The sequence below is a fragment of the Paenibacillus qinlingensis genome, from assembly GCF_013204845.1.
In the GTDB taxonomy this organism is placed as follows: Bacteria; Bacillota; Bacilli; order Paenibacillales; family NBRC-103111; genus Paenibacillus_E; species Paenibacillus_E qinlingensis.
In genome coordinates, this window is record NZ_JABMKY010000002.1 from 317731 (window position 1) to 332030 (window position 14300).

9 protein-coding genes and 1 other annotated feature are annotated in these 14300 nt (G+C 45.9%); of the genes, 2 read left to right on the forward strand and 7 right to left on the reverse strand.

What is annotated here, in order from left to right; genetic code table 11:
- The first annotated feature begins 18 nt into the window (after positions 1 to 18).
- Positions 19 to 429: a helix-turn-helix transcriptional regulator gene (locus HQN88_RS04845; RefSeq protein ID WP_173109107.1), complete on the forward strand. Its 411-nt coding sequence runs from the start codon at positions 19 to 21 to the stop codon at positions 427 to 429.
- Positions 430 to 470: 41 nt separating this feature from the next.
- On the opposite strand, the gene ileS is transcribed toward HQN88_RS04845, so the two are convergent.
- Together ileS and HQN88_RS04855 are read right to left on the reverse strand one after the other, a co-directional pair.
- Positions 471 to 3551, reverse strand: a complete 3081-nt coding sequence (ileS, locus tag HQN88_RS04850; RefSeq protein ID WP_173109108.1) for an isoleucine--tRNA ligase — start codon at positions 3549 to 3551, stop codon at positions 471 to 473.
- A gap of 83 nt (positions 3552 to 3634) precedes the next feature.
- Positions 3635 to 3891, reverse strand: a binding site (T-box leader).
- Positions 3892 to 3945: 54 nt separating this feature from the next.
- On the reverse strand, positions 3946 to 4947 hold the full coding sequence (locus tag HQN88_RS04855; RefSeq protein ID WP_173109109.1) for a glycoside hydrolase family 130 protein: 1002 nt from the start codon (positions 4945 to 4947) through the stop codon (positions 3946 to 3948).
- 108 nt (positions 4948 to 5055) lie between these two features.
- Between HQN88_RS04855 and HQN88_RS04860 the strand changes: the two genes are divergently transcribed.
- Positions 5056 to 5913: an AraC family transcriptional regulator gene (locus HQN88_RS04860; protein ID WP_173109110.1), complete on the forward strand. Its 858-nt coding sequence runs from the start codon at positions 5056 to 5058 to the stop codon at positions 5911 to 5913.
- A 411-nt stretch (positions 5914 to 6324) separates the two neighbouring features.
- Here the strand turns inward: HQN88_RS04860 and HQN88_RS04865 are convergent, their stop codons facing one another.
- Genes HQN88_RS04865 through HQN88_RS04885 form a run of 5 tightly spaced genes read right to left on the reverse strand, consistent with a single transcriptional unit; the run spans position 6325 to position 14230 of the window.
- The gene (locus tag HQN88_RS04865; protein ID WP_173109111.1) at positions 6325 to 7536 is read right to left on the reverse strand and encodes a VWA domain-containing protein; all 1212 of its coding nucleotides are present in this window, start codon (positions 7534 to 7536) and stop codon (positions 6325 to 6327) included.
- A 3-nt stretch (positions 7537 to 7539) separates the two neighbouring features.
- Positions 7540 to 9906: a DUF5682 family protein gene (locus tag HQN88_RS04870; RefSeq protein WP_173109112.1), complete on the reverse strand. Its 2367-nt coding sequence runs from the start codon at positions 9904 to 9906 to the stop codon at positions 7540 to 7542.
- Positions 9864 to 10955: an ATP-binding protein gene (locus HQN88_RS04875; protein ID WP_173109492.1), complete on the reverse strand. Its 1092-nt coding sequence runs from the start codon at positions 10953 to 10955 to the stop codon at positions 9864 to 9866. The genes HQN88_RS04870 and HQN88_RS04875 overlap by 43 nt, the downstream gene beginning before the upstream one ends.
- Positions 10931 to 12769, reverse strand: a complete 1839-nt coding sequence (locus tag HQN88_RS04880) for a HEAT repeat domain-containing protein (protein WP_173109113.1) — start codon at positions 12767 to 12769, stop codon at positions 10931 to 10933. Before HQN88_RS04880 ends, HQN88_RS04875 begins: the two co-directional genes overlap by 25 nt.
- Before the next feature lie 24 nt (positions 12770 to 12793).
- Positions 12794 to 14230: an SWIM zinc finger family protein gene (locus tag HQN88_RS04885; protein ID WP_173109114.1), complete on the reverse strand. Its 1437-nt coding sequence runs from the start codon at positions 14228 to 14230 to the stop codon at positions 12794 to 12796.
- Positions 14231 to 14300: the final 70 nt, after the last annotated feature.

Below are 14300 nucleotides of genomic sequence, written 5' to 3' on the forward strand. Positions count from 1 at the left end.
TCCCAGCGGGACTCCTTTTTGCAATTGGATGCGATCCCTAACTTGATCTCATTGCTGGCGCTTATCGGACGAACTGTACAGCAAGCCAAATCTCCCTTGTACGCCAATCACAAGCGAATTGAACAATCTCTGCGATACATTCACGAACATTTTCATACACAACTCACGCTACAGCAATTGGCTGACATGGAGCATCTGAGTGTTAGTCATTATCGAACGGTCTTTACCGATATCTTGGGCGTCTCCCCATATGAATATATTCTTCTTCAAAGAATGAATCGTGCTTGCGATTTGTTGCGCAATTCCCTGCTAAGCTGTGCGGAAATAGCGGAAATGATCGGTTACGAGGATCAGCGTTATTTCAGTCGCTTATTTAAATTAAAAACAGGTATGACACCACTATCCTATAAGCGTCGTAAACAGGAATAGGGCAGGCGCCGCTGGCGTCCTGCCCTACTCTTACTAACTTTTTACACGATAAGTAAATTAAACTTGTTTTCCCCATACGAAACGGTTTCCATATTAGATTCCGCAGCATATCGAACACTGTTTAGTAATACATGTTCTTGTAAGACATGGTCAAACCGTACTAAAGCAGTTTGTACTTGTGCGTCTACATCTAGTACAAGATCGACGCGTTTTTCGATCGGGAGCCCTATTTTTTTACGATAATCTTGAATAGCTCGAATGACCTCTCTAACTAACCCTTCCTGTTCTAACTCTTCCGTCATGGCTGTGTTTAAGGCAACCGTCATTTGGTAATGAGATGCCGAGGCGTAGCCTTCATTCGCTTGTTTCTCAATAAGAAGATCCTCGAGCAGAATGTGCAGGATTTCACCATCGATCTCCATCTCCAAGAAACCATTGTCTATCACCGCTTTAGCATCTAGTGGAGTTAACTGCTTCAAATGAGTTTGCACGGGTCCAACTAATTTCCCGAATTTCTTTCCAGCAGTTTTCAAGTTTAACTTGAACGTGAAACGAACGAAACTGGCATCACTTGATACGATTTGGATCGATTTAACATTGATTTCATCTTGGATAATATCTTCGAATCCTCCGATGGTAGATGCACCGTCAAACGAAACGAATAGCTCCGACAGTGGCATCCGGGTCTTGATCCCCGTCTCATTTCGAATATTGCGAGCCAATTCCACGATTTGCCTCACAGTTTCCATCGATTTCTCCAATGTTGCATCAAATAACGTCTCATCCATTTTTGGATAATCGGTCAGATGTACACTTCCCTTGCCTCCTAAGTTCGCATATAGATCATCTGCAATTAGCGGTGTATAAGGAGCGATCAGTTGTGCGAGTGTTAGCAAGACTTGACGTAATATTTGATAGGCTGCAATTTTATCTTCGGTCCATACGCTTCCCCAGAAACGATCTCGCGAGCGTCTGATATACCAATTGCTAAGTTCATCTACGAAAGTTTCGATTTGCTTCGCGGGATTCAAGAAATCGTTGACTTCTAGTCCTTTTACTACATTCTGCAAGGTACTGCTTAATCTTGATAAAATCCAGCGATCTAACACATTCACGGAAGTTATTTGCGGATAGTCCTCGGGTTCATACTGATCAATTTGTGCATACAACGCATAGAAGGCATGTGTGTTGTTGATCGTATCAATCACTTTGGATTTCGCCTCTGCGACTATCTGCTTGGAGAATTTCTTGCTGCTCCAAGGTGCACTATCCGATAACAACGCCCAACGGAATGCATCTGTGCCAAACTCATTAATGATTTCCCAAGGATCAATCCCATTGCCCTTGCTCTTGGACATCTTCTGACCTTTCTCATCCAGAACATGCCCCGTCGATAATACGGATTTATAAGGGATTTGCCCATTATAAAGGGTAGAAACCGCCAGCAAGCTGAAAAACCAGCCGCGCGTCTGATCAATCCCCTCGCAGATCATATCCGCGGGATACTGCTCTTGAAACAATTCCTTGTGTTCAAATGGCTGATGATATTGGGCAAATGGCATGGAGCCGCTATCGAACCAAACGTCAATGACTTCCGAGGTTCTATGCATGGTACCGCCACAAGAGCAGCGCAGCTTCACATGATCCACGTAAGGCTTATGCAGCTCAAGGCTTTCCTCGATCGGATGTATTGATTTATCACGAAGATCCTTATGGCTGTGTGGCGCATACTCTGCGTTGCAGTCTTCACAGATCCAAACATTGAGTGGTGTTCCCCAATAGCGATTCCTGCTGATATTCCAATCAACGAGATCTTCTAAAAATTTTCCAAATCGGCCTTCTCGCAGATGAGAAGGATACCATGTAATTTTACTATTGTTCGCGATCAACTGATCTTTGATAGCCGTTGTTTGAATGAACCAACTCTCCGTCGCGTAATAGAGAAGCGGCGATTTACAGCGCCAGCAAAATGGATAGCTATGCTCATAACGTTCCTTAGAGAACAACAAACCACGTTCAGATAAGTTTTTAACGATATCGATATCGCAATCCTTCACAAAACGACCAGAAAAATCGGAAATTTGATTGGAGTAACGACCTCTAGCATCAACAACATTCACAAAATCCAATTCATGCTGGCGTGCTGTGCGATAATCGTCTTCCCCGTGAGCTGGCGCTATATGGACAATCCCCGTCCCGCTGGTGTCGCTAACATAGTCCGCGTCTACGACGATATGACCCTTTGTCATTTCTACATAATCAAATGGTGCCACATAGGAGGTTCCTACAAATTCAGAACCTTTATGCGTGGATAGGAGCTCATACTCCCCTTTTATGATTTTTTCAACAAGGTTGCTTGCAACAATGTAGACTTCGCCGTTCTGTTTGACTTTGACATAATCAACATTTTTATTTACAGCTAAAGCGACATTGGCAGGCAATGTCCATGGGGTAGTCGTCCATGCAAGAAAATGTTCGTCTGCGTTCTTGCTTGTGAATTTCACAGTGGCACTCAAATCTTTCACATCTTCATAACCTTGTGCCACTTCGTGAGAGCTGAGCGTTGTTTGACAATCCGGGCAGTACGGGCTTACGCGATGGCCTTTGTATAAATGTCCTTTCGCATGAATCGTGGATAAAATGTGCCAAACACTCTCGATATAATTATTGGTAAGTGTGACATAGGGGTTCTCCATATCCGTCCAGTAAGCGATCGCTTCGGTCATTTCACGCCACTGCTTCTCATATTCGAAAACGCTGCGCTTGCACGCCTCCACGAATTTGGCGACCCCATAAGATTCGATTTCTTGTTTACCAGAGATACCCAGCTTTTTCTCTACACCAAGCTCAACAGGTAGCCCATGTGTATCCCAACCTGCTTTGCGTATGACACGAAAGCCTGACATCGTTTTGTAACGACCGATGAAATCTTTGATTACGCGTCCTAGGACGTGGCCGATATGAGGCTCACCGTTCGCTGTTGGAGGACCTTCATAAAATACAAAATTGGGTTGTCCCTCCCTGTTTTCAATCGATTTGCGAAATGTATCGTTGCGTTTCCACTGTTCAAGTACACGGAGTTCTCGCGTTCTTGCTTTCTCTTTCACATCCACTTTTCTCATCTGTCCCATCCTCTCATTTCATCCCACTTAACGTTCGCTTCTTGACGAAAAGGTTCATTGAAAAACACAAAAAATCCCGTCCCATAAGGGACGAGATTTCATCTCGCGATACCACCCTAGTTCCGTAGTGATTATGACTACCATAATCCTACGACACCTCTAACTACGTACCATCATACGCATCCTTAGTAACGGCTGGAACCCGGGTCAGCTTACTTACCTACTTCAGCTTTCCTTCTCGGAGAGGATTTTCTACGAAGTCTTGAACATTGGCTCTCAGCATGTGCCAACTCTCTGTGGATCAAGGGCTCCTTATACTCTTTCTCGTCAATGAATTTATTCGAACATTCAGTTAACTCATTCTTACATCTTCATCCCCAAATGTCAACAGGCACTATTTATTTCCTTCCAGACATAACTTCACCAAATCATCCACGTGTGCAGTTGCCAAACATTCGACGGTATCCGCTGCCCCATAGTAAATTTTCACTTCACCATCATCTTCTAAAATCATTCCACCTGGGAAAATAACATCATTTCGGAAGCCCCCATCTGTTTCATAACTAACTTCAGGTGCTAATAATGGCTCCTTATACAGTCCGATAACCTTCTTCGGATTATCCAAATCAAGCAGCATAATACCCGCTGTATAACGCTTTTTCCACGTCGGCTCCCAACCGTTTTTACCACGGTTTGGGTCAATATCAACGGCATGAATCGTCGTTAACCATCCCTTGGACGTACGAATTGGCGGTGCAGCAGGACCAATTTTGTCATTCGCATACGGTACATGTTCCACACCTAGGACGAGATCTGTATCTCCCCAGTATTTGAGATCAGGTGATTGCGAAAGCCAAATATCAAATTGATCTTTCCCGCGGCTGTAAACCGGGAAAGGACGTTCCAAACGCACATAATTGCCATTAATTTTCTCAGGAAACAGCACCATATTCCGGTTGTCTGGAGCTGACATGGATAAAATTTCAAATTTATCAAAGTCATCCGTTACTGCAATCCCACCTCGAACACCGTGGCGAGTATCAACAGCGAAACACATGTAAACACGTCCGTCCATCACCGTTAACCGAGGGTCATATACGCGCGTAATCTCCTCGTCATACAGCTTCCAACATGGTTTCGACTGTACATCCCAATGAATGCCGTCTTTGCTGTAAGCAATGCCTAGATCTGTTGTATGCGAAGGTTCTATCGTTTGATCTTTGATAGAACCATGATCATTCCGGAATACCATGATATATTGACCTTGGAACTTGGTAACTCCTGCATTGAATGTAAGCGCTGTAGGATAGGGCACGGAATCTGCCGTGAGGATCGGGTTAGCAGGATGTCTTGTTATCACTGAGCTTGATGTTAATGAACCAATGGTTAATGTCATGAGAGTTCCTCCTTCAATCTTATCTATCAATAGGTTACAATAGGTGTGCTTACTATACCTATCAATCCTTGAACAAACCTCTCATTTCTTGAATAGGCTGTGATTCTCATGACGTTTCCCATCAATAAGCAATTATCGGACTATCCCAATATCGGGGCATTCCCCTTTCATTTATCCATTAATCGAGTTGACCAGCACTTCCCCAGCCATCGTCATGATTTCTTAGAATTCTCTTTGGTTGTTGAGGGTTACGGGTATGAAACCGTAAATGGTCAAATTCATCCCATGCAACCTGGAACTTTTACCCTATTGCTTCCGTATCAAGTGCATGAAATTACTGCGAATCCTGGCAGTCCGCTCATTCTCTTCAACTGTATGTTTGGTTTAGAGCTGCTTGGGGATCCAGCGGAGCGCATGCTCCTCTCGGATAACAATCCGTTCTTGACTCACTATGACTTGCGTACTGAACAAAGTGAGCTCGTAAGGCAGAAACTGCAAGGTATGCTTCGTGAATATGAGCAAGCCGCTGATATCTGGCAGCCCCTTCTCTTGAAAGGTGAACTTCAACGCATACTTGCGTTCCTTCACAGACTTCACCCCAGCAACGCAGTCGTACATCCAAATGTGACCGAATTAGCTTCCAAAACCGCCTTACCTTGGGCAATTCTACGCTACATTCATACGCACTATCGCGACCCGCTCACGTTGGAGCTTATCGGTGCTCATTTCCACTGTCACCCTTCGAGGGTGACACAGATTTTATCGCAGCATCTTGGCGTAACTTTCGTAACCCTGCTTCAGGAAACACGGATTCGACACGCCTGTAGCTTGCTAGCTACAACGGAGATGAAGGTAACAGATATCGCGTTTGAAGTCGGTTACGAATCATTCGCCAGCTTTAGTCGTAATTTCCTAAAGCTTGTGGAGCTTTCACCGACCATGTATCGAGCCTCCATGAGGGTATAAATGAAGTGAAACAGGTATAGTAATAACCGACTGAGCTGGTGCTCGGTCGGTTATTTTTTGCAAGCCAGTGGTGAAAGTTTTGGAATTCTCCTATGTGACGTGATGTAGATCTGATGAATAGATGGATTATATACAGTTAAATAGTGGGATTTTCTGAACAAACGCAGAATAAATGGAAAACCTGTAGTTAATTTTGGCCATATAAGTCAATCTGAACAAAAACGATAGTTATACCTACATATTTTACAGTTAATTCAACTTTTCAAAGAAATCCATCGGAATTAGCTGTATATTTTCCAGTTAAAACAGATGCGTGAACTGGTGACCCTTCACAACCATGCACAACCAACGCATCCGATCAGCAAGTTCTCGCTACCGCTTTCAGAACGTTCATACCCAGCACCACTTGCACTACTTCTGCCCCTGTTTCACTCGCTCGGCAAGCACGGCTAGGTCTTGCCCTTTCAAAGCGCCTTCAATCAACTCAGGCAACTTATCTGGCGAACAACCAAAACATGGAATGCCCTGCTGCGCAAGCTTTTTCGCAACAACATCGTCGTATGAAGGAACACCTTGGTCGGTTAAAGCAAGTAAACAAATGGTTTTCACACCCGATTGGTGCATGTCGATCAATCGTTGTATCATTTCTGTTCGGTTGCCACCTTCGTAGAGATCCGAGACCAAAATAAACAACGTTTTCTTCGGCTCTGCGATAAAAGAAGAGCAATATGCCAGGGATTTGTTAATATCCGTCCCTCCGCCTAGCTGAATCCCAAACAACATATCAACCGGATCCGTTGCACATTGTTCGCTTAAATCAACAACCTCCGTGTCAAAAGCTACCACACGTGTATCCAACGCAGGCATACTGGCAAAGATCGAGCCGATTATAGAGGCATAAATGACGGATCCCGCCATGGAACCGCTCTGGTCGATATCAAGAATGACGGTCCACTCCTTACTGCGCCTTGCGCGATCGAAGAAATAAACCTTATCTGGCAACAAGAGTCCTCTCTCTTGATTGTAGTTCTTCAAATTCTTACGGATGGTTGTGTTCCAGTCCAAACCTGATGCAGACGGCAGTGGTGAATGCTGCCTGCGGTTAAGGGCACCAGTAACTGCTCTTCGTAAATCCTGCGATAGTCGCTTCACGATTTCATCGACAACGGCTTTTACGAGCTGCCTCGCGGTTTCTTTCGTTTTCTCTGGTATTTTCCCTTTGAGCGCCATTAATGTCGCTACCATCTGAATGTCTGGCTTAACTTGAGAAAGCAGTTCCGGCTCAAAGAGCAGCTGCTTCAAGCCCTTGCGTTCGATGGCATCATTCTGGATGACTGAAACGACATCTGGCGGGAAAAATGTGCGGATATCCCCAAGCCACTTGGCCAGCTTGGGTGACGATGGCCCAAGTCCGGCTGCTTTGCGTGAATTGCCAGTCGGAATCGCATCCTCTGCGATGGTGCCGCCCGTGTCATCATAAATGGCGGCAAGTGCCTCATCCATAAGACGAGACTCTTCGTCGAGCATAGCTTCTCCTACACCGAACGACTGCAACTTCTCCTCGGAAGCTGCGCCTAAGATCAACCGCCAACGTTTCATTTGCTCTTGATTGAACATTGTCATAGGCTACAAATCCCAAAAATCAAATTCATTGAGCTCATCCAGCTTCTCCTTCTCTTCCTCACTTAAAGGTTGCTGTAAAGCAGCACCAGCTGTATCTGCACCTACACCCCAAATATCACCCATCATTTCTGCTACTGCTGCTTTCTCCCTCGGATCAAATGAGCTGAAAGCACGGCGAAGAAAGACAAGCGAGCGATGGAAGGCGTCCTTCTCCAGGGATCCGATATACGCATCGAGTTGTTGCCACAGCGTTACCCTCGATAACAGGGCATAGCGGTTACGCATGGACATCCCTTCGAACCAACCTGCACCTAAATCGACAGGAATCCCAGGTGACAGACGGCGAGAAACCTCCCGTTCGACCTTCTCATCGGTTATTTCATTACGCTCAAGCAGAATGGCGAAGGCGAAACCTGATAACTTGGCATTCCGATCATCACGTGAAGCCAAATCCTGCAGTTTGTTGAACCATAACCCGTCATCGACTTGGCTATAATGTTCTTGGGCAACGGTATGGAGCGATTGAATCCCCCGCACCATGCCCCCAGCCGCATCATCATTGCAGCCAGAAGCATCGACAAGCAACAGCGTTCCCCGAAGAAATAGCTGCTGGAGCAATGGAACGAGCGTTTCTGTATCAATGCGACGAATGGATCCGTATCGGATCAGAACGGATAATTCATACGCTGCGCCAGCGATCTGTTCAAAGTTGCCAGCGTCAACGGCAAGACCTTGCAGTGTGGTTATAGCTTGATCCATAAGTTCCGTTAAATTACAATCGCAGGTGATACGAATCAGGTGTGAAGCGTCCGCGATGTCAGCACAAGCCTCAAGCTTCTCCTTCAGCACGAAAGCTGCTGCCAGCTCGATGGTCTCCCCTTTCAAAGTGGACTCCACCGCCTGAATTTCGCTCTCTGGTGTCCAACGGAGCACCCAATTCTCTGCCCAGGAGGCGGAAGTTTGGTGGACTCGTTCCTTCCTAGCAAACTGAATTCCGAGCACTTCCAATCGCTGTAAAAGAACAGAACGCTTTAAGTCCAAATACGCGGCTTCCTCGGACTTCACTCTTCGGTTTTCTCGCAAATCCAGCTCTAGCGTCGTGGCCACCGCTGTTTTATACTTGTCAAGCTTAAGTCGCTTAAGCTCTCTATTCAAATCATCTTGAATTGGCGTTTGGCTAACGCCTTCGGGCAAACGACCAATGGCTGTGCCGATATCCGTTCTAGCCAATGCCTCGGCAATCGTCGAAAGTTCGCCAAAACCAAGGCATACCATCGCCGCGTCACGTAAGTCTCTCCAGGTCGGTAAGTTTCCGTCGTGCATGGAGGCAAGCGCCTCCGCAAGCCTAACAGCTTCGATCAGCGAAGCTGTCGACCGATACGTGCCATGCGCTCTTAGATATGCCGCTACTTGTGAGAAATAGAGTGCAGGTAGCCTCTGAAGATCACCGCTTTGCAGACACTGCCAAAACAACTCGTAATACGCAGGAGCCTGATTCCCAGCGCCATAACCGGAATGGGAAGAAAGCTTATAGTACGAGTAAGGCATCAGTGTCAGCTTCGTTGTTGTTTTCGGCAACTTCTTCAGCTCTTCATCTGTCATAGCTGAGGCTTGCAAATTCATTGCTGAAGCGTGATGTGCACCAGTAACGACAACAATTTTGTCAGGAGCATGACCGTCAGCAATGGCATCTTGAATTTTACGCCTCATATACGATTCTCGGATTTCATTATAGGCGGCTTCCTGAGGGGCAAGCTGCATCTCCTGACATGAAGTTAGCTCACGCATTTGTAAAGAAAACTGACCAATACTTTGCCGATAAGCATCTTGATTCAAATTATGTTCAAAATGCCGCTCCCAATAAGCCTCATAGTCCGGCTCTTCGGACAGCTCGGCAATCCGTTGGTAAAGCGTGCTTTGTTCCTCAGCATACGTGGAAAAGTCTTTAGCTACTTGCGCTTGAGGATCGATGGCATTTCGCTTAAGCTGCCGCTGTTCATATAGCGCTAGAGCATGCACAGATGGCAAATCAATAAATGCAGCTTGCGCCTGGTTATGGCTAGCCCATACAAAAGCCTGATATTCTGGCGAATAATTGGCATACGGATAGAGGAGTGTCCTTACCGGCAGTTCATCCGTGTAAGCTAAAATAGCTATCGGCGGCACAACACCAAGCGATGTCATCTCCCGAATCAAATGACTTGCATCGCTGGGACCTTCAATGAGTACAATCGTAGGCTGTATCTCTTCTAAAAAAGCTAGAAGATGATGCGCCCCTGCAGGTGATAAATGCCGTATACCAAATACATGAAACCCCGGACTTGTGTCTACTTGTTCATCTCCGAACACGCGAAGTACAGATTTCTCCATGTCGATCCCCGCTTTTTCATCACATTTTCAAGATATTCCTTCCAGACGACGCGATCCTTCTCTTCGTCCTTCACAATCGCACCCTGAAGTCCAGCTGCGATATCTTCCTCACTGATGCGCCCGCTGCCAAAGCTTCCAGCAAGCGCCATACTGCCGGTCAGAAGTGAAATCGCTTCTGCTGTCGAGATAACACCGCTCGGTCCTTTCACCTTCTCTTTGCCGTCAAGTGTCATGCCGCTTCTCAGCTCGCGGAAAATCGTCACAACCTTCCGCACCGCCTCCTCATCCGGAAGCGTAGCTTTCAGTTCATAGCTGGCTGAGATTTCACTAACCCGCTTGCGAACAATCTCTACTTCCGTCTCGATTTCCGAAGGCGACGGCAGCACAATGATGTTAAAACGGCGTTTCAATGCCGCTGACATCTCGTTTACCCCACGGTCACGCGTATTGGCCGTTGCAATGATCGAGAAACCTCGGGTTGCGAATAACTCTCTACCTAATTCCGGAATCGAAATGGTTTTCTCCGATAGAATCGAGATTAAGGCATCCTGCACCTCCGATGCGCAGCGGGAAATCTCTTCGAATCGTGCGATCTGGCCAGTTTCCATCGCGCGGAAAATAGGGCTTTTGATAATCGCCTGATCAGATGGTCCTTGTGCCAGCAGCATCGCATAATTCCATGAATACCGGATATGCTCCTCGCTTGTACCTGCTGTACCTTGGATGACTTTGCCCGAATCCCCGGTTATTGCAGCGGTCAAATTCTCCGAAAGCCACGACTTCGCCGTCCCTGGCTCTCCAATTAACATCAAGGCTCGATCAGTTAATAACGTAGCAATTGCCATTTCCACTAATCGTTTATTCCCGATATATTTGGGTGTGATGGTAATCCCTTTCACTTGTCCGCCTGTTAGAAAAGTAAGCACGGCTTTCGGTGAAAGCTGCCAGCCAGCAGGCTTGGCATCCTGATCGAATGCTTTTAATGCCTCTAATTCTTCAACATATAACCTCTCGGAGGGTAATCTTACGACATCTTGCTTTTGATCCATCCCCATAATCCCTGTCCCTTCTCTTCATAATTTGAACGATCTTCAGCTGCTGTTTCTAGCTCGATTTCCTGCTTGGCCGCAATGCTATCAGCGATATCCAGCAATTGACTTTTCATGCCATGATACGATAAGCCTTCTGCGAATTGTCGCAGTCTTTCCGCATATGGCTTAGGAAGCAGATTAAGCAGCAATAGTTGGATTCGATCCAAGTAGTAGAACTGCTTGTTTCCGCCTATCTCCAGAAGGTTCATGAGAAGTTTAGGTGCTTCTGGAACGTTCTGCCGGAATAAGATCAGCAAGGCATGTGATGCTTTGGACTGCATAAAGTTAGCATATTCTTCACACTTCTTAACGAGATAAGCTGTCACTTTCGGGTCTGATTCATGAGCAAATCTACACACCAGCTCTTCCTCATCTATTTGGATGAAGAGGTTACTCCATCTAGGATCCCATTGCGAAAGTTCAGAAGAATCTACAGTGTCGTTGGCATATAATTGTGCATGCAAAGTTGGCGTTACCTCGTACAGCACTCGAAGTAAATCCTTGGCTGCTGTTGATTTGTGGTCTTTGAGCACTTGGCTATAACGATCATATACTTCCGCAGGAGAGTGTATTCGCAACGCCGCTCGAAAACTGTAAGCAATGAATTTGCGGTTGTAAGCCTCGTGCAAGGATACTGCGAAATGATTCGCCTCTAGCAAATCCAATTCCAATAACAAATTTGCTGCTGCCTCCTGCAGAGCTTCCGTTTCTGGAACAATAAAGCTCGGTGATGACAGCATAAGCTCGACTAAACTAGCGACTTCAGGCACTCTCTTACCATGTAAACTGCGGATGTCGGCCATCAATTGTTGTGTAGATTGGGCGACATCAGCACGATTGTTAATGTGGTTAATCATCGTAGTGGCATGCGCAATAATGTTTTGCGTCAGCTCATTTGCCTTACACAATTGGATCGGCTCAATGGCGATATCCTGATCCTTGGAGTTGAGCGCTTGATATAGGCGGGCAATCGCTTCCTCTGTTCCAAGACGAGACAAGGCGAAAAGTGCGGCTCTACGGATCTCCTTTTTCTTATCATCGGCCTGTTCCAAAATGAAAGCTTCTTGCTCTGGGAAGTCACTCAGAAGCTCTATGGCCATAGAGCGGACTTCTGTCGATCCATCTTTTGCAGCTTGTAGAAGCAATCCTAAGTCTGACTCAGGTTGCAGACGATGAAGGAGCTCCAGCCTTCGAGCGTCCCCTTTGCCACCGTCCAACTTGAATTGCTGCTTCAGAGCAGGAAGCGCTGCCAAGCCAAGAGCTGGTATTACCTTATTTTGAAGAAAATCAGGAATTTCCGCATAGCTGTCTTCTAATGCAGCCACGGCTGCTGGAATAACGCGAAGATCATGATACAACAATTCTTCATACCCAATACGCAGCTGCTCCATACGGCCTTGCCCCTTTTGCGTCAACGCCTCAATCAGCGGATAGACTTTGCGGTACGGATTCGTTGTGGGAGGTGTACCTGCTGTATGAACTGCCAATACTGGCGTGAGCTCATCTTGGGTCTCCGTCTTCCCTTGTGTATACAGGACCGAGTTCAGTAGTGTTCCCAGTTCCAACAACTTCTCGGCTGAATGGCTTATTCCCGGTTCTAGGACTTGATTAACGGACTGTGCAATTCGCTTAAAAACCGGTGCTGATTCGCCAAGCTTGTTTAATTGTGGCAGCATTTTCTGCAAACGTATATCGCCCGTCGCCATTCCGCTCCCAGCGATAAATAAACGCCGTATTTCCTGCTGGAGCTCAAACAATATGTCTATACTCATGGAATCGTCTCCTATTTCTATTCATCAAAACAGCAGGCGAATGATTTCATTGGCAGCAATAATACTAAGCGGCTGTGCTTCGAGCCGATTAGTCGCCCAATTGTGTTCAAACATGACAAGCATTGCCTGATTCTCAAAGTGCTGCCTCCCTAACATAGCAATTAAAGAGGTTGTTGGCTCATTCAGATACGGAATGTCGGCTAGGGGAATTTGCTTACCCTGTACATCTATTAATACGTAGCTCGTTTCTGTCTTTTTTATTCCTGCATAATAAAGCAATACAACTGGATGCTTATCGGAAAGTGGGTTTTTAATGAGATTTTTCACTTGTTTAATGACATCTGTGTATGATTTTGAAGCTCCTTGTTGGATATGCTGATAATCATGCGGTCCCGCATCGCGGTAAGTCGCTTCTTCAAATCGCACCCTTGTGTTTAGTTCACCAGGGTAAACTGCAAGTTCTTTCGCATGTACTACGTGAAAAATAGAGTCTTCTTCACGTATATATTTGGCGGCTCGAAAAGGTCTGTACGTTCGGGTTAAGTGAATTTGGCCACTTTGAAGATCAGCCCAATATCCCTCATCAATGAACTCCCCCCTAGCAGGGTCCGAGTAAGATCGGAACGATAACTGCAAGAGCTCAATATCGTAACGCACACGGGAAAGTTCTCTAAGCTCGGCGATTTGCCAGGCATGTCCGATCCATTCTTCCAACGTTGATTCTGCATCGATAGGCAGATCCGGATTTTCTAATCTGTTGGTCAGGTACTCTTTACTTTTCTTAAGCAACGTATGTAAAGTAGTCAGCTGTTCTATGCTAACAGGATACACTTTCTCTCGTTCTAGCTCACTTCTGAATATCAATATGAACTCTCTTAGTGCTGATTGGATACCTGGGATGAAGTAGTTACCTAATTGTTTCGCTTGCTCATCAGCCGTTTGAAGCGCTTTTTTATCCAAGCTGCCAAGCCCAGAAGTAACTAGTTGAAAAATCAATTTCTCCGCTATATGGATTCCCTCTAGCTGAGCTGTTATTTTTTTGATTAGTGCCGACTTGTTCGGTTTACGCTTTGGAGCAGGTGAATCTGTCGTGGTAGCTTCCTTCTGCTTCTCTTCTCGTTTTTCAGCTTTTGTTCTCTTGTCAGCAATATCTTGAGGAATAGGGGCAATCGCAAATGGCTTACCTGAAGTGAAAGCATACATCAATCCGAGATTGTGCTTGCAAGGGAATTGGCGGCTTGGACATGTGCACCGGAAGACCGGAATGCCTTCTTTTATAACATCGACTGAACATTGATAGGGATCCTTGCCGCTTCCCTTGCACTCCCCAAAAATAATCGTTCCATCTTCTGACTGACAGAGCTGCGGAAAGCTGTTCTTCTTCACCAAATCTTTGCCATTCTTGATCGCACTGCTATTGAGTGCCAGGCTGTCCACATAAGCTTCCGTTAAATGGTTCATCTTGTTCTCCTCTTAACTTGGTCATACAACCTTTTTCCACACAATTCCTTAATTTCCTTTCTCATGGATA

What these genes read in the sequence shown, in the direction of transcription:
- HQN88_RS04880 (WP_173109113.1), bottom strand. Translation starts at nt 12,769, where the DNA reads ATGAGTATAGACATATTGTTTGAGCTCCAGCAGGAAATACGGCGTTTA.
- HQN88_RS04855 (WP_173109109.1), bottom strand. Translation starts at nt 4,947, where the DNA reads ATGACATTAACCATTGGTTCATTAACATCAAGCTCAGTGATAACAAGA.
- HQN88_RS04870 (WP_173109112.1), bottom strand. Translation starts at nt 9,906, where the DNA reads ATGGAGAAATCTGTACTTCGCGTGTTCGGAGATGAACAAGTAGACACA.
- HQN88_RS04875 (WP_173109492.1), bottom strand. Translation starts at nt 10,955, where the DNA reads ATGGATCAAAAGCAAGATGTCGTAAGATTACCCTCCGAGAGGTTATAT.
- HQN88_RS04885 (WP_173109114.1), bottom strand. Translation starts at nt 14,230, where the DNA reads ATGAACCATTTAACGGAAGCTTATGTGGACAGCCTGGCACTCAATAGC.
- ileS (WP_173109108.1), bottom strand. Translation starts at nt 3,551, where the DNA reads ATGAGAAAAGTGGATGTGAAAGAGAAAGCAAGAACGCGAGAACTCCGT.
- HQN88_RS04860 (WP_173109110.1), top strand. Translation starts at nt 5,056, where the DNA reads ATGACGTTTCCCATCAATAAGCAATTATCGGACTATCCCAATATCGGG.
- HQN88_RS04865 (WP_173109111.1), bottom strand. Translation starts at nt 7,536, where the DNA reads ATGACAATGTTCAATCAAGAGCAAATGAAACGTTGGCGGTTGATCTTA.